Source organism: Sphingobium sp. WR1, from assembly GCF_059693745.1.
In genome coordinates, this window is sequence record NZ_JCATID010000011.1 from 4,586 (window position 1) to 24,037 (window position 19,452).

21 protein-coding genes are annotated in these 19,452 nt (G+C 65.7%); 20 read left to right on the forward strand and 1 reads right to left on the reverse strand.

Going from position 1 to position 19,452, the window contains the following annotated elements:
- The first annotated feature begins 446 nt into the window (after positions 1–446).
- The 11 genes from AC58EF_RS13920 to AC58EF_RS13970 all read left to right on the forward strand — a co-directional run bounded on the left by AC58EF_RS13920 (position 447) and on the right by AC58EF_RS13970 (position 8,989).
- A complete protein-coding gene (locus AC58EF_RS13920) occupies positions 447–1,292 on the forward strand; it encodes a DUF932 domain-containing protein (RefSeq protein WP_066767989.1) in 846 nt (281 codons plus the stop codon).
- 241 nt (positions 1,293–1,533) lie between these two features.
- A complete protein-coding gene (locus AC58EF_RS13925) occupies positions 1,534–1,785 on the forward strand; it encodes a helix-turn-helix domain-containing protein (protein WP_066767991.1) in 252 nt (83 codons plus the stop codon).
- 139 nt (positions 1,786–1,924) lie between these two features.
- Positions 1,925–2,188, forward strand: coding sequence for a DNA -binding domain-containing protein (locus AC58EF_RS13930; protein WP_066767994.1), 264 nt, complete (start codon positions 1,925–1,927; stop codon positions 2,186–2,188).
- Positions 2,189–2,347: 159 nt separating this feature from the next.
- A complete protein-coding gene (locus AC58EF_RS13935) occupies positions 2,348–3,124 on the forward strand; it encodes a DUF2285 domain-containing protein (protein ID WP_066767996.1) in 777 nt (258 codons plus the stop codon).
- A gap of 121 nt (positions 3,125–3,245) precedes the next feature.
- Positions 3,246–3,512, forward strand: coding sequence for a helix-turn-helix transcriptional regulator (locus tag AC58EF_RS13940; protein WP_066767999.1), 267 nt, complete (start codon positions 3,246–3,248; stop codon positions 3,510–3,512).
- 6 nt (positions 3,513–3,518) lie between these two features.
- Positions 3,519–4,412: a replication initiator protein A gene (locus AC58EF_RS13945; RefSeq protein WP_066768000.1), complete on the forward strand. Its 894-nt coding sequence runs from the start codon at positions 3,519–3,521 to the stop codon at positions 4,410–4,412.
- Positions 4,413–4,683: 271 nt separating this feature from the next.
- Positions 4,684–5,205 carry a DUF2840 domain-containing protein gene (locus AC58EF_RS13950; protein WP_497276966.1) on the forward strand — a complete coding sequence of 174 codons (522 nt, stop codon included), beginning with the start codon at positions 4,684–4,686 and terminating at the stop codon, positions 5,203–5,205.
- Positions 5,202–5,780, forward strand: a complete 579-nt coding sequence (locus AC58EF_RS13955) for a S26 family signal peptidase (RefSeq protein WP_066765831.1) — start codon at positions 5,202–5,204, stop codon at positions 5,778–5,780. Before AC58EF_RS13950 ends, AC58EF_RS13955 begins: the two co-directional genes overlap by 4 nt.
- Positions 5,761–6,093, forward strand: coding sequence for a DUF736 domain-containing protein (locus AC58EF_RS13960; protein WP_066765833.1), 333 nt, complete (start codon positions 5,761–5,763; stop codon positions 6,091–6,093). The genes AC58EF_RS13955 and AC58EF_RS13960 overlap by 20 nt, the downstream gene beginning before the upstream one ends.
- Before the next feature lie 189 nt (positions 6,094–6,282).
- The gene (locus AC58EF_RS13965) at positions 6,283–6,999 is read left to right on the forward strand and encodes a lytic transglycosylase domain-containing protein (protein WP_231736619.1); all 717 of its coding nucleotides are present in this window, start codon (positions 6,283–6,285) and stop codon (positions 6,997–6,999) included.
- A gap of 259 nt (positions 7,000–7,258) precedes the next feature.
- Positions 7,259–8,989, forward strand: coding sequence for a relaxase/mobilization nuclease domain-containing protein (locus AC58EF_RS13970; RefSeq protein ID WP_156448044.1), 1,731 nt, complete (start codon positions 7,259–7,261; stop codon positions 8,987–8,989).
- 26 nt (positions 8,990–9,015) lie between these two features.
- On the opposite strand, the gene AC58EF_RS13975 is transcribed toward AC58EF_RS13970, so the two are convergent.
- On the reverse strand, positions 9,016–10,182 hold the full coding sequence (locus AC58EF_RS13975) for a DUF3644 domain-containing protein (RefSeq protein WP_082733478.1): 1,167 nt from the start codon (positions 10,180–10,182) through the stop codon (positions 9,016–9,018).
- A gap of 299 nt (positions 10,183–10,481) precedes the next feature.
- On the opposite strand from AC58EF_RS13975, the gene AC58EF_RS13980 reads away from it, so the two are divergent.
- The 9 genes from AC58EF_RS13980 (at position 10,482) to trbL (ending at position 19,449) form a co-directional block, all read left to right on the forward strand.
- Positions 10,482–12,512, forward strand: coding sequence for a conjugal transfer protein TraG (locus AC58EF_RS13980; protein ID WP_066765841.1), 2,031 nt, complete (start codon positions 10,482–10,484; stop codon positions 12,510–12,512).
- Positions 12,509–12,928: a ribbon-helix-helix protein, CopG family gene (locus tag AC58EF_RS13985; protein WP_066765839.1), complete on the forward strand. Its 420-nt coding sequence runs from the start codon at positions 12,509–12,511 to the stop codon at positions 12,926–12,928. Before AC58EF_RS13980 ends, AC58EF_RS13985 begins: the two co-directional genes overlap by 4 nt.
- A 139-nt stretch (positions 12,929–13,067) precedes the next feature.
- A complete protein-coding gene (gene trbB / locus AC58EF_RS13990; protein WP_497276968.1) occupies positions 13,068–14,051 on the forward strand; it encodes a P-type conjugative transfer ATPase TrbB in 984 nt (327 codons plus the stop codon).
- Positions 14,048–14,380: a TrbC/VirB2 family type IV secretion system protein gene (locus AC58EF_RS13995; RefSeq protein WP_066769907.1), complete on the forward strand. Its 333-nt coding sequence runs from the start codon at positions 14,048–14,050 to the stop codon at positions 14,378–14,380. Before trbB ends, AC58EF_RS13995 begins: the two co-directional genes overlap by 4 nt.
- A complete protein-coding gene (locus tag AC58EF_RS14000) occupies positions 14,380–14,649 on the forward strand; it encodes a VirB3 family type IV secretion system protein (RefSeq protein ID WP_066769901.1) in 270 nt (89 codons plus the stop codon). The genes AC58EF_RS13995 and AC58EF_RS14000 overlap by 1 nt, the downstream gene beginning before the upstream one ends.
- The gene (gene trbE / locus AC58EF_RS14005; protein ID WP_066769899.1) at positions 14,646–17,117 is read left to right on the forward strand and encodes a conjugal transfer protein TrbE; all 2,472 of its coding nucleotides are present in this window, start codon (positions 14,646–14,648) and stop codon (positions 17,115–17,117) included. Before AC58EF_RS14000 ends, trbE begins: the two co-directional genes overlap by 4 nt.
- The gene (trbJ, locus tag AC58EF_RS14010) at positions 17,114–17,830 is read left to right on the forward strand and encodes a P-type conjugative transfer protein TrbJ (RefSeq protein ID WP_066769897.1); all 717 of its coding nucleotides are present in this window, start codon (positions 17,114–17,116) and stop codon (positions 17,828–17,830) included. Before trbE ends, trbJ begins: the two co-directional genes overlap by 4 nt.
- A 51-nt stretch (positions 17,831–17,881) precedes the next feature.
- A complete protein-coding gene (gene trbK-alt, locus AC58EF_RS14015; protein ID WP_231736765.1) occupies positions 17,882–18,097 on the forward strand; it encodes a putative entry exclusion protein TrbK-alt in 216 nt (71 codons plus the stop codon).
- Positions 18,094–19,449: a P-type conjugative transfer protein TrbL gene (trbL, locus tag AC58EF_RS14020; RefSeq protein WP_066769892.1), complete on the forward strand. Its 1,356-nt coding sequence runs from the start codon at positions 18,094–18,096 to the stop codon at positions 19,447–19,449. The genes trbK-alt and trbL overlap by 4 nt, the downstream gene beginning before the upstream one ends.
- Positions 19,450–19,452 lie beyond the last annotated feature (3 nt).

Genomic DNA, 19,452 nt, shown 5'->3' on the forward strand with positions numbered 1-19,452 from the left:
CCACCACCGCCCGCGTCCGTGTCGCGCGGCGGGCGGGATCGACCCGCCCGCCGCGCTGACGAAAGGGGGCTGGGGCGCCCCCTCTCGCCGCTCTCCCCATGAGGGGGCAGGGCCAGGCCCCGCCCCCTCAAACTCCCCCACCCATGAGGAAAGGGGGACGGTTCCCTCCACCCCTTTCCCCAAACCCCTATCCCCCCTCCCTTCGGGAAGGATGGCGCGTTGATCGGCAATCCACCGCGCGGGCGCGGCGGGAAGCTTGGGGCTCCGCCCCCGGCGCCCTTCGGAGCGGCTTCCGCCCAGCTTCCTCCACGCGCGAGCGCGTTCCGTGCAGCCGGTTCCCCGCGAAGCCGCCCGCTCCGGTTGCACCCCCGGTCTCGCCGACGGGCAGGGTTTCAGCGCGGCGCTTCCCGCTGCGCGGAAACCCAAGCCCAAGGAAGGAAAGACCTATGAGCATCCATCACCTTGCCACCCGGTTCGGCCGCAACAGCCATCAGATCGGCGGCTATGAGGCGCTCGACAACGAGGCGCTGTATCGCAACGTCCCGTCCATTTTCGCCCGCGAGGCGCACGACAGCCGTTCCGAGCGCTATGTCTATGTCCCCACCATCGACATCGTGGAGGGGCTGCGCCGGGAAGGATGGTTCCCGTTCTTCGCGGTGCAGTCCGTCCCCCGCGACGGCAGCCGCCACGGCCACGCCAAGCACATGCTGCGCCTGCGCCGGGATGACGGTATCGGCAAGCCGGAGGCCGCCGAGGTCATCATCGTCAACAGCCATGACGGGACCAGCGCCTATCAGATGTTCGCCGGGATGCTGCGTTTCGTCTGCACCAACAGCATGATTGCGGGCGAGCGGTTCGAGGAGGTCCGCGTGCCGCACAAGGGCAATATCCAGCATGACATCATCGAGGGCGTTTACACCGTGGCCGAGGACTTCCCCCGGCTGATCGACGCCAGCGAGACGATGAAGGAGGTTCGGCTTTCCGAGGATGAGCAGCGGTTGCTAGGCGAGGTCAGCCTTGTCGCCCGCTACGGCGACGACGAAAGCCCGCTCACCCCCGAGCAGATCATCGAGCCGCGCCGCTACGAGGATCGGGGCGATAGCCTGTGGACCACGTTCAACGTGATACAGGAGAACGTCATTCGGGGCGGATTGCATGGCCGCAAGCACAACGCCGAGGGCCGTATCCGCCGCAGCCGTTCGCGTCCGATCAACGGCATCGACCAGAACGTGACGCTCAATCGCGCGCTCTGGACGCTGGCCGAAGGGATGCAGCGCCTCAAGACGGGTTGAACCCCATTGCCGCAGGGCCGGACCGTCCGGCCCTTCGGTTTCCCTTCCCATCGCTCGTATGACGCCGCCGATCCGTCCCCCCGGATCGGCGGCGGCCGCGCGTCCCGATGGTCCGCGCGGCCGCAGGGCGGGCTCGCCGGGCATTCGCCCGGCTCGCCGTTAGCCTATTCCCATTCTCGCAAGACGACTATAATAGTCGTTTTCGTAGCGAATGACCCGAAGGTTGTGGAGGTGATCTTGCATGATCACTTCCCGCCAGGTGCGGGCCGCTCGCGCACTTCTCGGCTGGACACAGGAGATGCTTGCCGACGAAGCCCTTATTGCTCTGACCGCGCTCAAGCGGCTGGAATCGGAGAGTTATAAGGCCGTGAACGACAATACTCGGCATCAGGTGATGAAGGCGCTTGAGGGAGCAGGGATCGTCTTCCTCGATTCGGATCGAGGTCGAGGCGTGCTGCTCGTGACCAATTCAAGTCCCGAACAGCGCAAGTAACCAGCGGCGGCGTGCGGCCGACTGTCCGCGCGTCGTCAGACGGCCATAGCAAAGACGGTGCGATTACTTCGCTCCATTATGGTGTATATTCGGTGAATCAGCAGGCGCAGGGGGCTATGGCTGAAAGCGGAACGAGGCGATGGCGATAGCCGCTTTCGAGGATCGCGCCCCGGACGCGCCCCATGTCACCGACTATGATGAGCGCCATCATCGGACCTATTGGCGGCTGCTCGACGCGGCCGACGAAAATGCCGATTGGCGCGAAGCCGTCCGCATCATCTTCGGCATCGACCCCGCCGCCGAACCGGAACGCGCCCGCTGCATATATGACTCGCATCTCGCCCGCGCGCGCTGGATGACCGAGACCGGCTATCGGCACTATCTGCGCCCGCCGCCAAACTGAGAGCGGCCCCGGAACACGCGCGGCGGCGCCGATAATCCCTTCAAAACGCTGACTTGAATCCGCTATGCGGCCGCCCTCTCGGCAGGTCTTCTCCGGGGCGGCGGGCTGGCGAACATCTTCCAACGCGCTCCGCAGAGGGCCATGCTTGGGAGGGTTTCGATGCCGCCTGAGAAGGACTGGCGCGCGCCCCCGGACGAGGCCGGGGACGACGCGCTGCAATATTCGGACATCGCCATCGGCTATCTCGGCCGCAACGCTCGTTATCGCGCCGACTACCGCCGCGCGCTCGGCCGCGTGAAGCGCGGCGCGATCTCCGCCGACGAGGCGACCGCCAGCCTCGTGCGGCGCTGGGGCATCAGCTACCACGCCGCGCCTGGCTCGGCGTTCGACCGCAAACTGGCGGTCGCGCGCCCCGACCTCTCGCCGGCCAGCATCGTCCTCGCACCCGCGGTCGTCGGCATCGGCGCCGGTCCCTTCGACATGGAGGCGCTGGGCGATATTCGCGCACGGATCAGGATGGGCGACTTCCTGCATGTCATCCTCGCCGATCCCGATGGCGACGAGCATCTGTGCGTCTGCGGTTCGTGCCAGCGCCCGATGGCCGTGATGCTGCCGATCGAACCCGATCCCCTCGCGCGCCTCGCGTCCGCCGAGCGCCTGTGCCGCCGCCTCAGCGGCATGGCGGCTGGCCCGCCGGCGCTGCGCCCGCCGCCGTTCCGGCGCGAGCATCTCCTGACCCTGCTGCAAGTGCTCGACGGCAACCAGGCGGGCGCGAGCCAGCGCGAGCTTGCCGCCTCGCTGATCCACCCCAAGGTCCGCCGCTACACCAACGCCGAATGGATCGAGAGCAAGGAGCGCAAACGCATCAGGCGTTGGCTCAAGGAAGCCGTCGAGCTGCGCGACGGCGGCTATCTCCGCCTGCTACGCGGCGGCTGACGGGGGACATCGCCGTCCCCCTCGGCGCTGTCCCTTCTCCGCGCCGGGGTCGTTTCGCCACGATCGCCTCCTGTCCGCCGGTCCCCGCTTTCCGGGGCCGGCCATCATCAGGAGGATCATCATGGCCGAGCCTGTCGCCGCCACAACGCCACGCTATCTCAAGACGCCCGACGCGGCGATCCACCTCGGTCTCTCGGCTCGCACGCTGGAAAAGCACCGCTGCTACGGCACCGGCCCGGTGTTCCGCAGGCTCGGCGGCCGGATTGTCTATGCGATCGACGATCTCGACTCCTGGGCGGCGCTCGGCACCCGCCGCTCGACATCCGATCCCGGCACCGGCGTCGTCCATCCCGCCAAGCGCCTGCCCACCGATTGCGTGCGTCGCTGAGCGCCGATGCCCTCTGCACGCTCCCTTTCCGGCCGATCGAGCGCCGAGCGCACGCAGCTTGAGCTGTTCCGCTCGGTCCCCGGCGACCTGGCGGCCCGCGATGCGCAGGACTTGATGGCCTGGCCGTTCTTCTCACTCGCCAAGGCCCGTCGCACCGCGCCCATCGACTTCCGCCTGGGCGCAACATGGATCTCGGTCGAGGCCGTGCCCGAGCATGGCATGGCGACTATTTGGGACGCCGACGTGCTGATCTGGGCGGCGAGCCAGCTCATCGACGCGCGCGATGCCGGACGGCCGACCTCGCGCCTGATGGTGACGACGCCGCACGAGATACTGGCGTTCACGCGGCGGGGCACCGGCAAGGCGAGCTACGAGCGGCTGAAGGCCGCGCTCGACCGCCTGCAATCCACCACCGTCGCCACCTCGATCCGGCAGCAGCACCAGCGCCGCCGCCATCGCTTCTCGTGGATCAACGAATGGCGCGAGCTGGCGGACGGCAACGGCCGTGCGCTCGGCATCGAGCTGATCCTGCCCGATTGGTTTTATGCCGGCGTGCTCGACCGCGCGCTCGTGCTGACTATCGACCGCGCCTATTTCGACCTGACCGGCGGGCTCGAACGCTGGCTCTACCGCATCGTGCGCAAGCATGGCGGACGGCAGAGCGGCGGCTGGAGCTTCGACGTTCCGCACCTCTACCTGAAATCCGGCGTGCTCTCGCCGCTGCGCCGGTTCGCGTTCGAGCTGCGCGCCATCGTCGCGCGCCAACCGCTCCCCGGCTACGTCCTCACGCTCGAACATGCGCTTGGCCGCGACCGGCTGAATTTCGTTCCCGTCCCCGTCGATCCGTTCGACGCCGCCATGCGCCGCGTCGGCCTCAAGCCTGTGGAGAACTGGCCATGAGGTTCGGACTATCGGGAACGGCGCGATTCGGACGATCGGGAACGCCGGGCACGGACTATCGGGAACGCGCGGGCTTCGCAAAGCCGCAGAAATCCTCGCGGAATCGCACCCCTACTAACGGTGCTAATAGAAAAGAATCCTTCGGATTCTTGCTAACGGCGCGCGCGGCTGTGGACAGCGCGGCCTTGCTCGCGGGCTCGGCGCTCGCTCGGCGGCCAGGTCGCCGCCCTCGCACCGCTCCTGTCGCGCGCCCCATCCCCGGAGACCTCCCATGATCGACGACCGGCCTCCCGCCGTGCGCGGCGGCGGCGCGTTCAGCGCGCTGGCCCGCGACGACCTCACCCATGTCGAGCTGACCTGGATCGAGAAGAAGCTCGAGCACTGGATACGCTTCGGCCGGATCGCCCAGGACCGCATCCTGACCCGCCGCACCCGCGTCGTCGGCTTCCGACCGGGCGCCGTCTTCGCGTTCGTGCGCTGGGCGTCGAACGACTTCGGCACGATCGTCTCGCGCATCGACGTGGTGCGCGCGGTCGCGGCGAACGAAGCCTATACGACATTGCCGTTCGTGCGGCCGGGCGGCGACATCCTGCTCAAGATCGAGGGCTGGCCCAAGGTCCAGCAGGTGCTCGCCGCAATCGACGCGGTGGAGGCGGCCGGCGTCGATCCCTGCGACGCGGCGGCCGACCATTGGCGGCACGTCCACAACCGCATCGCCGCCGGCCATCAGCCGCGCCTCTACACGATCGAGCGCCATCACGCCTGGCTCAAGCGCTGGGAGATCGAGGGATGACGCGCCGCCGCTACGTCATGGCGACGGCCATCGCCGCATCCACCTTCGCCGCGGCCTTCGTCGCCATCGCCGTCGCCGATCCGCTCCCGCGCGTCATCTGGAACGCCAGCGCCAGCGCACCCATCGGCCTCTACCGCATCCATCCCGAGAGCGATCCGCCCACCGGCGCGCTGGTCGCCATCGCGCCGCCGGAACAGCTTTCCCGCTGGCTTTCGGCGCGCGGCTATCTGCCCGAGGGCGTGCCGCTCCTGAAGCATGTCGCGGCGAGGGCCGGACAGCGCGTGTGCCGTGTCGGCGCCGTGGTGAGCGTCGATGCCCAGCGCGTCGCCATCGCCCGCGCGCGTGATGGCCGGGGCCGTCCGCTGCCGGTCTGGCAGGGGTGCCGCACGCTGCGATCGGGTGAGCTGCTGCTGCTCAATCCCGCCCATCCCGACAGTCTGGACGGCCGCTATTTCGGCCCGCTGCCGGCCTCGTCCGTCATCGGACGCGCGACGCCGCTCTATCTGCGCGCGCCGTCCCCAACGCCTTCCACCCCCGAAGCCAAGGAGATCGGCCATGCAAACGAATATCTTTGAACCCATCAGCGACGGCTTTGCCGGGCGCGTCCGGCTGTTCGGCATCAACGAAGCGATCGTGCTTGTCGCGCTCGATCCGAGCGACGCCGAAAACGCGCCCGACTACCGCGTCCACCTCGACGACGAGGACGGCCCCGAGGTCGGCGGCGCGTGGAAGCGGGTCGGCGAACGCGCCGGCAACTACATCGCGCTGGAGATCGACAGCCCGCTTTTCAGCTCGCCGTTCCGGCCGGTGCTGTTCCGCGCCGATGACGACGGGCGGACCTTCAGGCTGTCGTGGAAACGCCCCCGGCCCCGCGACGATCGGAGCTGATCGGTGCCTTCCCCGATCATCCCTCTGTTCGCGGAAAGACCGTCTCATCCCTCCGTCCCGCTCGGTCGCAGGCCGGCCGGCGCGCGCAGCGAAGGTCAAGGGCGGCCCCCGGCCGGCGCATCGCGCGCACCCTTTACCGGAGCGAGCACGCTGGCAGGCTGGCGGCGGAGCGGGGGTGGACCGGCCGCCATGCTCGCGGTCCTGCTGCTGCTCGCACCGGGCGCTGCGCCCGTCGCCGCGCTGGCGCAGGACGCGGCGGCCGAGGGCTCGGCCGCGCGCCATCCCTATGCCGTTCACGTCGCGGACGCGGCCCGGCGCTTCGGCGTCCCCGAGCGCTGGATATGGGCCGTCATGCGTGTCGAGAGCAACGGCGATGCTCGCGCGGTCTCGACGGCCGGAGCGATGGGCCTGATGCAGATCATGCCCGGCACCTGGGCGGGCCTGCGCGCACGCCATCGCCTCGGTTCCGACCCGTTCGACGTGCGCGACAACATCATGGCGGGCGCGGCCTATCTGCGGGCGATGCACGACCGCTACGGCAACGCGACGGCGATGCTGGCGGCCTACAATGCGGGGCCGGGCCGCTACGACGAATATTTGTCGCGCGGCCGTCCGCTGCCCGCAGAGACACGCGCCTATCTCGCAAAGCTGGCGTCGATCACAGGCGGTTCGGACGACACTCGGCTTGCCGCCGCACCGCCGTCCGATCCCTTCGCCTGGCGTCGCGCCGCGCTGTTCGCGGTGCGGCCGGGCGCGGTGTCGCCTGCGCCGCAATCGGCCGATCGCTCGGCATCCGAAGTGCAGCCGGAACGACCGGCCGACGACCGCGCCGAGCTTGTCTTGGCCGACGCGCCGCCGACCTCGAACGGCCTGTTCGTCCGTCTTTCCGGGCGGCCTCCGCCGTGAGCGGCTCCCGCGCTCTCTGGCGGGTTTCGGCGCAGGCTTTCGCAGCGCCGGAAGGGAGCAGGGCTGTCTTTCTGAAGGGGGAAGGCCGAGGGCAAGATAAAAGGCGGCGAGGTGCGAAGCCCTCTTGCCCCGGTTGTAGCCTTGATTTTCAAGGCTTTGGGACATCGCTGCGCGATGTGCGCGAAAATCGCGCGATGTGCGGCAAGCGCACAGATTCAGCGAAACGCCGGGTTTGGCGCACCTCGCACGGCTTTGTGCCGTGATCCGCGACGACGATTTTCGTGTCCGGCCTGGCCGCATCCGTTCGCGTGGCAGCCTACGGGCACGGCCGATCATCGCCCAGGCGCTCGCCGCCGCACAGCGCGCAGGCGGTCATATCTCGCGGCAGGGCAGGATCGTTGCGCCGGGCCGCTCAACCTTCGGGCGCGGCCGCGTGGCGAGCGTGCGCGCGACCCACCGGCTCGGCCACCGATCGCGCCAGGTGGTCATCAAGGCGCGTGTCGTTCGGCACTTCGGCCGTGCGTCGCTTGCCGCCCATCTCAAATATCTGCAACGCGATGGCGTCACCCGCGATGGCGAGCGGGGCGTGCTGTTCGGGGCCGAAGCGGACGGCCTCGACCGCAACGAGTTTGCGGCGCGGTGCGAAGACGACCGGCATCATTTTCGTTTCATCGTGTCGCCCGAGGACGCGGACCAGATGCGCGACCTCAAGAGCTTCACCCGCGACTTGATGACACAGATGGAAAAGGACTTGGGCACCCGGCTCGCCTGGCGGGCCGTCGAGCACTGGAACACCGACAATCCCCACATCCACATCATCGTGCGCGGTGTTGCCGACGACGGGCGGGATCTGGTCATTTCCCGCGACTATATCCGCGAGGGGATGCGGGCGACGGCGCGGGAGATCGTCACCCGCGAGCTGGGGCCGCGCACCGACCTTGAGATTCGGCGATCGCTGGAACGGCAGGTCGAGGCCGAACGCTGGACCGAGATCGACCGCGACTTGTCACGCACCATGCAGCACAACGGGTTCATCGACATGGCACCGGAGCCAGGCGTGCAGCCGGACGGCGACCATGTGTTGAGAATGGGGCGGCTGCGCAAGCTGGAGCATCTTGGTCTCGCCAACGAGATCGCGCCCGCTCAGTGGACGATCGCCGGGAACGCACAGGCCGCATTGCGCGAGATGGCCGAGCGCGACGACATCATCAAACGGATGCACAAGGCGATGACCGGCCGTGGCATCGACCGTGGTTTCGCGAGCTATGTGCTCGACGCCGATCCCACTCAACCCGTCATCGGCAGGTTGGTCGATCGCGGCCTGCATGACGAATTGAGCGGCAGCGCCTATGCGATCGTGGACGGCATCGACGGCCGCATCCATCACATCCGTTTCTCCGACATCGAGGCGACCGGCGATTGCAAGCCCGGCGCGATTGTCGAACTGCGCCATTTCGAGGATCGCAAGGGCCGGCAGCGGGTGGCGCTTGCCGTGCGTTCGGACATGGATTTGTCCGCGCAGGTCCACGCGCCCGGCGCCACCTGGCTCGATCGCCGCAATCTGTCGAGCGATGGCCGCGACCTGGGCGGTGGCTTCGGGTCCGAGGTGCGCGCCGCGATGGAGGCCCGCGCCGAACACCTTGCCGACGAAGGGCTGGCGCGGAGGCAAGGCCAGCGGATCATATTCGCGCGCAATCTACTCGATACGCTCAAGCGCCGGGAACTGGACGCCGCCGCCAAGGAATTGTCGGTCGAGATCGGTCTGCCGCATACGCCGTCCAAGGCCGGCGAGTATGTCGCGGGCACGGTGCGCCAGCGCATCACACTCGCCTCGGGCCGCTTCGCCATGATCGACGATGGCCTTGGTTTCCAGCTTGTGCCCTGGTCTCCGTCGCTCGACCGTCAGATGGGCAAGCACATTTCGGGCGTCATGCGAAGCAACGGCGGGGTCGATTGGTCGTTCGGGCGAGGCCGGGGGCTGGGATTGTAGCGTGCTGATAACCGGACGCACCGCAATCACTCAGCCGTCAGGATAGCTTTGATTTGATCGATGCCTTCCTGATACCAAAACCATTGCCCTCCGAGCTGTATGGCCAGACCTTTACCTGGGGCTTTTAGGTCATTCGCTTTCCATGCTCGCGTGAATGTATGCGAGGTGACATTGGGAACCCCCTCATCAGTGAGCATTTGGATCGCTTCAGTCATCCGAAATTTGGGCCGCTCGACCTGTTTGATAGCGACTTCGACATTAGAGCCGACAGGACTGTAAGAAACAGCTTGGTCTGCTTTTTTCGAATTATTGGTAACTTTTGGAACGACATACACTCGAAAGGCATAGTCTGGATCGTTGTAATCTGCGGATGACATCGGATTTTCGAGAAGCGCATTTACAGCGGCAACCGATTTCGCGACAACACCACTGCCCTTGATCATGTTGGGCGCACTGAGAGTTAGAGCTTGTAGCTGAATAGTGAATGAAAGATCGTGCGAAAAGTCAAACTTATTTCCGAACTTATCTTTTGCGAATCTCAAAAAATTAAGAGCATTAGCTTGAAGCTTTGATTGAACATCTGCGTTTATATCTTCATATGTTCTATGCTCAACTTCATTCCGAATGGCTATGATATACCTGAGATTATTCTTTTCTCCATTCGTTAATGACGATTGTGGTTGGTTTATACAGTATCCTAACTCCCAAAATTTGGGCTTCCCGTCTATCATAACCTCAGTGCCATCAGCATTGCGATATATGGGCACAATCGACTGTTGAACGAAATGAGCGTGCAGCAGGTATGTCCAAGCAATCACAGATAGGACGATAAATGTCTCAGATCGGGTGACGATCATGTTATTGTTATATATAAGTATGGCTGTTTTCATTATTTCGACCGCTTTGTGGACTTGCGCCGAAATCGGGTCCATGTCGCAAAATCCAAGCCGATCAGCTAGCGAAGCTATCTTCGAATAATGATATAGAAGGCCCTCAATGTCTTCAGCAGAAGCTGCAGGAATTGCAGCGTAGCGAGGCTTATCACCTCGCCTTATTGCACCAACTTCGCGATGGTTAAAGTTGCGATCGAGGTAGCTAAAGACTGAGAGAATCTGCTGGTCATTATAACCTTTATGAGCAGCTAGCCCCTTTATCAAACTGATCTCTTTATCTGACAGAACAAGCCTAGCCATCGTCCCCCCGCCGTGGTTTTATGCCCCCGCATCACGCCGACATTCACTTCATCCGTCCGCTCCCTAGCATAGAATTGACTATATAGAGTCATGATCTCTCTGTATCGACGTGGCTGGCGACGCGGCCGCCATAGCTCATCCAAACGGACCGATTGAAGCGACGCCAACCTAGGTTTTCAGGGCCGAGCCTCTTGATTGGAGCCAGCGCAAATACGCTATTCCCTGTTTTTCTGCGCTAGACTTTCCTCAATAATAACAGTGACTTGATTTTCCGTCCGGCACGTATCGACTTCGACGCCATGTCGGCAACCAAAATCCTCTGGGGTCAGGTCTTCGCGGTCTTCCTGATCGTGCTCGCAGCCATATGGGCGGCGACACAATGGACCGCCGCGGCGCTCGCCCACCAGCCTCAGCTTGGCCGACCTTGGTTCATGCTGGGGGATTGGCCGATCTATCCGCCGCCGGCCTTCTTCTGGTGGTGGTTCAGCTACGACGCCTATGCGCCTGAGATATTCCAGACCGGCGCGTTCATCGCCGTGTCGGGCGGGTTCGCCGCCATCATCGTCGCCATCGCCATGTCGGTATGGCGCGCGCGTGAACTGACGAATGCCGAGACCTATGGCTCGGCGCGCTGGTCGGAACGCGGGGAAGTGCGCTCCGCCGGTCTGCTCGGCGACAATGGCGTGGTGCTCGGGCGGCTCGGCCGCGACTATCTGCGCCACGACGGGCCTGAGCATGTGCTGTGTTTCGCGCCCACACGGAGCGGCAAGGGTGTGGGTCTTGTGGTGCCGACGCTCCTGACCTGGCCCGGCTCCGCCATCGTGCATGACATCAAGGGTGAGAACTGGCAGCTCACCGCCGGTTTTCGTGCCCGGCACGCGCGGGTGTTGCTGTTCGATCCGACCAACGGCGCCTCGGCCGCCTACAATCCCCTTCTCGAAATCCGCAAGGGCGCCTGGGAGGTGCGCGACGTGCAGAACGTCGCGGACGTGCTGGTGGACCCGGAAGGCAGTCTCGAAAAGCGCAACCATTGGGAAAAGACATCCCATGCACTGCTGGTCGGCGCGATCCTCCATGTGCTCTATGCCGAGGCCGACAAGACGCTTGCGGGCGTCGCCGCCTTCCTGTCCGATCCGCGCCGCCCGATCGAAAGCACGTTATGGGCGATGATGACCACGCGGCATTTGGGCGAGGCCGGGGTCCATCCCGTTGTCGCCAGCGCCGCGCGCGAGTTGTTGAACAAGTCGGCGAACGAGCGATCGGGCGTGCTTTCCACCGCCATGTCGTTCCTGGGCCTGTATCGCGATCCCGTCGTCGCGCAGGTTACGCGCACTTGCGAATGGCGCATCAAGGATCTGGTCGAGGGCGACGAGCCGGTAACGCTCTATCTGGTCGTTCCCCCCAGCGACATCTCCCGCACCAAGCCGCTCATTCGGCTGATCCTCAACCAGATCGGGCGTCGGCTGACCGAGGACTTGAATGCCCGGCAAGCGCGTCACCGCCTGCTGTTGATGCTCGACGAATTTCCCGCGCTCGGGAGACTGGATTTCTTCGAGTCCGCGCTGGCGTTCATGGCGGGCTACGGCATCCAGAGCTTCCTCATCGCCCAGAGCCTCAATCAGATTGAAAAGGCTTACGGGCCGAACAACGCGATCCTCGACAATTGCCATGTGCGCGTGGCGTTCGCGACCAATGACGAACGCACCGCCAAGCGCATATCGGACGCGCTCGGCACGGCGACCGAGATGCGGGCGATGAAGAATTATGCCGGACACAGATTGTCCCCCTGGCTCGGCCATTTGATGGTGTCCCGACAGGAAACGGCCCGCCAGCTTCTTACCCCCGGCGAGATCATGCAGCTTCCGCCTGACGACGAAATTGTCATGGTCGCGGGAATCCCGCCGATCCGCGCGAAGAAGGTTCGCTACTACAAGGATCGCCGGTTCACGGAGCGCGTGATGCCGCCGCCGGACATGAATGTCGGCGGCGGCCCGCCGCGCCCGGACGACTGGAGCGGCCTGTCTCCGATCGAAGCCCCGCCCATGCCCGAACCTATCGGGCAGGACGCCCCGAAAAAGCCGAAGAAGAAAAAGGCCCGCAAGAAAACCGAGACGGATGACGACGCCGCGAATGCGGACCTGCGCCGCGATCCGCAGTTGGAGCGCCATATCGACATCGCGCCGCCGCCCATGCCGGCGCCGACCAATGAGTTCGAGCTGGACGAACCGGAACAGGATACCGACGCGGCGAGGCAAGCAGCGACGCGCCGCCAGATGCAGCGTATCGCACGGCAGGCGTCGCTCGATCCAGATGACGGCATCGAGCTATGACCACCAAAAGCCGTCTGTCAGTCTATCTCGATCACGACATCATGCAGGCGCTTGCCGCCTATGCCGATCGGCGCGGGCAATCCCGTTCGCTCATCGCCGAGGCCGCCATCGCATCCTTCCTGTCCCCGGACGCCGACGAGCAACGCGAGGCGGCTATCGCCAAGCGGCTTGACCGACTCGACCGGCGCACGACGCGGCTGGAACGCGATGTCGGAATCGGTGTCGAGATGATCGCGCTGTTCGTTCGCTTCTGGCTGTCGAACACCCCGCCACCGCCCGAAGCGGAACGGGCGGCGATGCGTCGCCAGGGCGGGGATCGCTACGATGCTTTCATGGATGCGCTTGGCCGCCGACTCGCGAAGGGTCCGAAGGTTGGCCAGGAGATCAATGAGGATTTTCCTGCTCAGGACGATTGAGCGCCTACGCTGCTGCTTGTCTTTCTTCGCTAGCCTGCGACGCCCCGATTTCCTTGTTGAATCGCGGCCTTTCCTGTCTCTTTTGATGTGCCCCTGACGCCGGGCAGCGGTTCGCCCGGCCCAATGCAGGGGCCTTTTCGTGACCGTTCACCCCATCCGTTCCGAGGCAAAAACACGCGGCGCGCGAATGCTGCGCACGGCGTTGGGGCCATCGATCGCGGCCTGGCTCGACGATGCCGCCGTGATCGAGGTGATGCTGAACCCGGATGGCCGGTTGTGGGTCGATCGGCTCGGCGAAGGGGTTTCCGACACCGGCATGACGCTGACCGCCGCGGACGGCGAACGCATCGTTCGCCTGGTCGCGCATCATGTCGGGGTCGAGGTCCACGCCCGGTCCCCGCGCGTCTCGGCCGAACTGCCCGAAGGCGGCGAGCGGTTCGAGGGGTTGCTGCCCCCGATCGTCGCGGCCCCGGCTTTCGCCATCCGCAAGCCCGCCGTCGCGGTGTTCACACTGGACGATTATGTCCGCGCCGGGATTATGGCGGCGCGCGAGGCCGAGGCGCTGCGCGAAGGTGTCGCATCCCGCGCCAATATCCTCGTGGCGGGCGGCACCGGCAGCGGGAAGACCACGCTGGTCAATGCGCTGCTGGCCGAGGTGGCGAAGACCGCCGACCGCATCGTCCTGATCGAGGACACGCGCGAGCTGCAATGCGCCGCGCCCAACCTTGTCGCCATGCGGACCAAGGATGGCGTCGTCTCGCTATCCGATCTTGTCCGTTCCTCGCTGCGCCTGCGCCCCGATCGCATTCCCATCGGTGAGGTGCGCGGGGCCGAGGCGCTGGATCTCCTCAAAGCCTGGGGGACGGGACACCCCGGCGGCATCGGCACGATCCACGCCGGAACCGCCCTCGGGGCGCTGCGCCGCATGGAGCAGCTTATTCAGCAGGCCGTCGTCACGGTCCCGCGCGCGCTGCTGGCCGAGACCATCGACCTGATCGCCGTGCTGGTCCGCGACGGACACGGCCGGCGCCTCGCCGAACTGGCCCGCGTCGAAGGGCTCGACGCCGCGACCGGCGACTACCGCCTCAGTCCCTTCACCCCCCAATCTGGAGACGCATCATGATCCATGCCGTTCGGCATGGCGCACGCCGCGCCATGCTCGCCGCCACCGCCAGCGTCATTGCCCTGACTTTCGCCGTTCCCGCCCATGCGGGCGGATCGTCGATGCCGTGGGAAGCACCGCTCCAGTCGATCCTCGAAAGCATCGAGGGGCCGGTCGCCAAGATCATCGCGGTGATCATCATCATCGTCACCGGCCTCACCCTGGCGTTCGGCGACACCAGCGGCGGCTTCCGGCGCCTCATTCAAATCGTCTTCGGGCTCAGCATCGCGTTTGCGGCCAGCTCCTTCTTTTTGAGCTTTTTTTCATTCGGCGGCGGGGCGCTGGTCTGATGGAAGCCGGCGAACCCATCCCCGGCTATTTCGCACCGGTCCACCGGGCACTGACCGAGCAGATATTGCTCGGCGGCGCCCCGCGCTCGCTCGCTATCGTCAATGGCACCCTGGCCGGCGCGATCGGGCTGGGGCTGCGGCTCTGGATCGCCGGGCTGGTTCTCTGGGCCATTGGCCATGCGCTGTCCGTCTGGGCCGCGCGCCGCGATCCGCAATTCGTGGATGTGGCGCGTCGGCATCTGCGTTATCCGGCGTGGATGCGGCCATGATGAGCCTGCGCGAATACAGGAACCGCGCCGCCCATCTGGCCGACTTCCTCCCTTGGGCCGCACTGGTCGGCGAAGGCGTCGTGCTCAACAAGGACGGCAGCTTTCAGAGGACGGCGCGCTTTCGCGGCCCCGATCTCGACAGCGCCACGCCCGCCGAACTGGTCGCCACCACGGCGCGGCTGAATAACGCGCTCCGCCGCCTGGGTTCCGGCTGGGCGATCTTCGTGGAGGCGCGGCGCGCGCCCGCGCTCGACTACCCGGAATCGGAGTTTCCCGATCCGGTCTCGGCGCTGGTCGATATGGAGCGGCGGGAACAGTTTCGCGAGGAAGGCGCCCATTTCGAGAGTGCCTATTATCTGACGCTGCTGTGGATGCCGCCGGCCGAGGACGCCGCCCGCGCCGAAACCTGGCTGTATGAGGGCCGTTCCGGCGCGGGCGTCGATCCGTGGGAATTGCTCAGAGGCTTTTGCGATCGCAGCGACCGTCTGCTCAATCTGGTCGATGGCTTCGTGCCCGAGGTCCGCTGGCTCGATGACGGCGAGACGCTGACCTACCTTCACTCGACAATCTCGACCCGGCGCCAGCGCGTGCGCGTGCCGGAAACCCCGATGCACCTCGACGCGCTGCTCGCCGACGAGCCGCTGACCGGCGGGCTCGAACCGAAGCTGGGCGAGCATCATCTGCGCACGCTCTCCATTGTCGGATTCCCGAGCGTCACCTTTCCCGGCCTGCTCGACGAGTTGAACCGGCTCGCCTTCTCCTATCGCTGGTCAACCCGCGCGATCATGCTGGACAAGACCGACGCGACGAAGCTGCTCACCAGGATCAGACGGCAATGGTTCGCCAAGCGCAAGTCGGTCGCCGCCATCTTGAAGGAGGTGATGACCAACGAGGCGTCCACGCTGCTCGACAGCGACGCCTCGAACAAGGCCGCCGATGCCGACACCGCCTTGCAGGAGCTGGGCGCCGACTATGCCGGCATGGCCTATGTGACGGCGACGGTGACCGTGTGGGATCGCGATCCGGCTATTGCTACCGAGAAGCTGCGGCTGGCCGAGAAGATCATCCAGGGCCGCGACTTCACCGTCATCCCCGAAGGCATGAACGCCATTGAAGCGTGGCTCGGCTCAATCCCCGGCCACACTTACGCCAATGTCCGGCAACCGCCGATCTCCACCCTCAATCTCGCCCACCTGATCCCCCTGTCAGCGGTATGGGCGGGGCCGGAACGGGACGAGCATTTCGACGCTCCCCCCTTGCTCTACGGCAAGACGGAAGGCTCGACCCCGTTCCGGTTTTCCCTCCATGTCGGCGATGTCGGTCACACGCTGATCGTCGGGCCGACCGGCTCGGGCAAGTCCGTGCTGCTCGCGCTCATGGCGATGCAGTTCCGCCGCTACGAGAACGGCCAGGTCTTCGCATTCGACTTCGGCGGCAGCATTCGCGCCGCCGCGCTCGGCATGAGCGGCGACTGGCAGGATCTCGGCGGCGGTCTATCCGATGACAATGACGGCGGGGTGCAGTTGCAGCCGCTCGCCCATGTCGACGATCCGGCCGAACGGGCTTGGGCGGCCGAATGGCTGGCCGCGATTTTCGCGTCCGAAGGCGTCGCGGTCGATCCCCAGGCCAAGGAGCATATCTGGTCCGCGCTGGGCTCGCTCGCGTCCGCCCCCCAATCCGAACGCACACTGACCGGGCTCGCGGTCCTCCTGCAATCGCAGACGCTCAAGCAGGCGCTGGCGCCCTATTGCATCGGCGGGCCGTGGGGCCGGCTGCTCGATGCCGAGTCCGAACGGCTGGGCGAGGCATCGGTTCAGGCATTCGAGACCGAGGGGCTGGTCGGCGCGGGAGCGGCGGCCGCCGTGCTCTCCTACCTGTTCCACCGGATCGAGGGGCGGCTGGACGGCTCGCCGACGCTCATCATCATCGACGAGGGCTGGCTGGTGCTCGACAGCCCGGCCTTCGCCGCCCAGCTTCGCGAGTGGCTGAAGACGCTCAGGAAGAAGAACGCTTCCGTTATTTTCGCCACGCAGAGCCTTGCCGACATCGAAACCTCGGCCATCGCGCCCGCCATCATCGAATCCTGCCCGACGCGCATCTTCCTGCCCAACGAGCGCGCCGCCGAACCGCAGATCGCGGCCATTTACGAGCGGTTCGGGCTCAACGCGCGGCAGATCGAAATCCTCAGCCGGGCGACGCCGAAGCGGGATTACTACTGTCAATCGCGGCGGGGGAACCGCCTGTTCGAGCTGGGGCTGGGCGAGGTCGCCCTGGCGTTCGCCGCCGCCTCGGCGAAGACCGATCAACTCGCCATCGCCGAGATCATCGAAACCCACGGCGCGGACGCCTTTGCCGCCGAATGGCTGCGGCATCGCGGCTGCGCCTGGGCCGCCGAGCTGCTGCCGGAATCGGCATCCGACCGCCAGCCCGAACTTCCCTTCACATCGAACATGGAGATCGACCTATGAACCTGCCACCCATCCGCCGCGCCCTTATGGCCAGCGTCATCGCCGCAACGGCCATCACCCCGATCGTCGCGCCAGCGCCCGCTTATGCGCAATTCGGCGGGATCGTCTATGATCCCACCAATTATGCGCAGAACGTGCTGACCGCCGCCCGGTCTCTGCAACAGATCAACAACCAGATTCAGCAAATCCAGCAGCAGGCGACGAGCCTTATCAACGAGGCGCGCAATCTTGCCAGCCTGCCGCTTTCGACGGTTCACACCCTCCAGCAGCAGATTCAGCAGACGCAGCAATTGCTCGGGCAGGCGCAGCGCATCGCCTATGATGTGCAGGACATCCAGCAGGCGTTCGACGGTCGCTATAAGGGTGCGGCGCTGACCGGCGATCATGCCCAAATGGTCGCCAACGCCAATGCGCGCTGGGAAGATAGCGTCGGCGCGTTTCAGGACGCCTTGCAGGTGCAAGCCGGCGTCGTCGGCAATATCGACGGCGCGCGCACGACCATGAACAGCCTGGTCACGGCCAGCCAGTCGGCGACGGGCGCGCTACAAGCGGCACAGGCCGGCAATCAGCTTCTCGCCCTGCAATCGCAGCAACTCGCTGACCTGACCGCCGCGGTCGCCGCGCAGGGACGGGCACAGTCGCTCCAAGCCACTCGCCAGGCCGCTGAGGAAGCCGAAGGCCGCGAGCGGTTCCGCCGCTTCATGGGCAACTGATCGCTCATGTCGCGGACGGGCAAGATCGCAGGAATAGCCGCTCTTGCAGGCATGATGCTGACCGTCGGCATCGTCAGCCTGCGAGAGCAGCCGGCCCCGCCGCGCGAGATCATCCCGATCGCTGGCGGTGAGGAAGACGAGCATCTGGCAAGCGAACTGAAGCGCTGCGCAACCCTCACCATGCCCGACAGCGGTTGCGAAGCGGCATGGGCGGCAAACCGCCGTCGCTTCTTCGGTCAAGACGAAGAAAAGGAAACGACGCCATGAACGATACCGGCGTCATCGACACCTTCTTCAACGTCTTCCAGAGCTACATCGACAGCGGGTTCGGGCTCCTGGGCGGCGAGGTCGCGTTCCTTTCGACCACCCTCATTGCCATCGACGTGACGCTCGCGGGCCTGTTCTGGGCATGGGGTGCCGATGAAGATGTGCTTCAGCGCCTCATCAAGAAGACGCTCTACATCGGCACCTTCGCCTTCATCATCGGCAATTTCTCGCTTCTTGCCACCATCGTTTTCGAGAGCTTCGCCGGTCTGGGCCTCCAGGCAAGCGGTAGCACGCTGACGATCGAACAATTCATGAAGCCCAGCGCGATCGCGTCCACCGGGCTCCAGGCCGCAAAGCCGCTTATGGATGCCGCAGGCCAATTCTCCAGCCTCTGGGCCTTCTTCGCCAACGCCGCGCTGATCTTCGTGCTGCTCCTCGCGTGGTTTATCGTCGTGCTCGCTTTCCTCCTTATCGCCGGGCAAGTCTTCGTCACGTTGCTGGAGTTCAAGTTGGTGACGCTGGCCGGGTTCGTCCTGCTGCCTTTCGCCTTCTTCAACAAGACTGCCTTCATGGCCGAGAAGGTCTTGGGCTATGTCGTTTCAAGCGGCATCAAAGTGCTGACCTTGGCCGTCATTACCGGCATCGGCACCACATTATTCAGCCAATTCACCAATGCCGGCCTTGGCAGCGAGCCGACCATCGAACAGGTCATGGCCATCGTGCTGGCCTCTATCTCGTTCCTCGGCCTGTCGCTCTTTGGCCCCAGCATCGCCAATGGCATCGTCTCAGGCGGCCCCCAGCTTGGCATGGGCGCGGCCGCCGGAACCGTGCTGGCCGCAGGCGGTGCGTTGATCGGTGGCGCGGCGGCCGCCAAGCTCGGTTTGGGCGCGGCCGGCGCAGCGATGGGCACAGCCGGACGGGCCACGGCCGCGACCGCGCAGGCCGGCGCTCGGGCGGGCGGCGCAGCGATGGGCGCCTACAGCGTCGGCTCTTTCGGCAAGACGGGTGGCAGTGCGGTTGCGGGCGGGCTTTCGACGGCCGGACGGATGGCCGCGAGCGGCGCGGCCAATGCGGCCCTGTCGCCGCTGCGCAAGATGGCCGGAAAGGCCAGCGCATCCATGAAAGACAATTTCCGCACCGGCGCCCGCGCCGGTCTCGGCGCCGCTCCGCAGGCAAGCAGCGCAGCACCGGCTGGAGCCGCGTCCGCCCCAGCGTCCGCTCCCCCGGCATGGGCGGCGAGGATGAGGCAGCGTCAGGCCGTGAGCCACGGCGCCACCGTCCTCGCCCACACCATGAAGACTGGCGATAGCCAGGGCGGCGGAAGCGGTCCCGACATCAAGGAAAAGGACTGAATC

Bases quoted from the DNA above. Each gene is read 5' to 3' on its own strand.
- AC58EF_RS13920 (WP_066767989.1), top strand. From the start codon at position 447: ATGAGCATCCATCACCTTGCCACCCGGTTCGGCCGCAACAGCCATCAG.
- AC58EF_RS13925 (WP_066767991.1), top strand. From the start codon at position 1,534: ATGATCACTTCCCGCCAGGTGCGGGCCGCTCGCGCACTTCTCGGCTGG.
- AC58EF_RS13930 (WP_066767994.1), top strand. From the start codon at position 1,925: ATGGCGATAGCCGCTTTCGAGGATCGCGCCCCGGACGCGCCCCATGTC.
- AC58EF_RS13935 (WP_066767996.1), top strand. From the start codon at position 2,348: ATGCCGCCTGAGAAGGACTGGCGCGCGCCCCCGGACGAGGCCGGGGAC.
- AC58EF_RS13940 (WP_066767999.1), top strand. From the start codon at position 3,246: ATGGCCGAGCCTGTCGCCGCCACAACGCCACGCTATCTCAAGACGCCC.
- AC58EF_RS13945 (WP_066768000.1), top strand. From the start codon at position 3,519: ATGCCCTCTGCACGCTCCCTTTCCGGCCGATCGAGCGCCGAGCGCACG.
- AC58EF_RS13950 (WP_497276966.1), top strand. From the start codon at position 4,684: ATGATCGACGACCGGCCTCCCGCCGTGCGCGGCGGCGGCGCGTTCAGC.
- AC58EF_RS13955 (WP_066765831.1), top strand. From the start codon at position 5,202: ATGACGCGCCGCCGCTACGTCATGGCGACGGCCATCGCCGCATCCACC.
- AC58EF_RS13960 (WP_066765833.1), top strand. From the start codon at position 5,761: ATGCAAACGAATATCTTTGAACCCATCAGCGACGGCTTTGCCGGGCGC.
- AC58EF_RS13965 (WP_231736619.1), top strand. From the start codon at position 6,283: ATGCTCGCGGTCCTGCTGCTGCTCGCACCGGGCGCTGCGCCCGTCGCC.
- AC58EF_RS13975 (WP_082733478.1), bottom strand. From the start codon at position 10,182: ATGGCTAGGCTTGTTCTGTCAGATAAAGAGATCAGTTTGATAAAGGGG.
- AC58EF_RS13980 (WP_066765841.1), top strand. From the start codon at position 10,482: ATGTCGGCAACCAAAATCCTCTGGGGTCAGGTCTTCGCGGTCTTCCTG.
- AC58EF_RS13985 (WP_066765839.1), top strand. From the start codon at position 12,509: ATGACCACCAAAAGCCGTCTGTCAGTCTATCTCGATCACGACATCATG.
- AC58EF_RS13995 (WP_066769907.1), top strand. From the start codon at position 14,048: ATGATCCATGCCGTTCGGCATGGCGCACGCCGCGCCATGCTCGCCGCC.
- AC58EF_RS14000 (WP_066769901.1), top strand. From the start codon at position 14,380: ATGGAAGCCGGCGAACCCATCCCCGGCTATTTCGCACCGGTCCACCGG.
- trbE (WP_066769899.1), top strand. From the start codon at position 14,646: ATGATGAGCCTGCGCGAATACAGGAACCGCGCCGCCCATCTGGCCGAC.
- trbJ (WP_066769897.1), top strand. From the start codon at position 17,114: ATGAACCTGCCACCCATCCGCCGCGCCCTTATGGCCAGCGTCATCGCC.
- trbK-alt (WP_231736765.1), top strand. From the start codon at position 17,882: ATGATGCTGACCGTCGGCATCGTCAGCCTGCGAGAGCAGCCGGCCCCG.
- trbL (WP_066769892.1), top strand. From the start codon at position 18,094: ATGAACGATACCGGCGTCATCGACACCTTCTTCAACGTCTTCCAGAGC.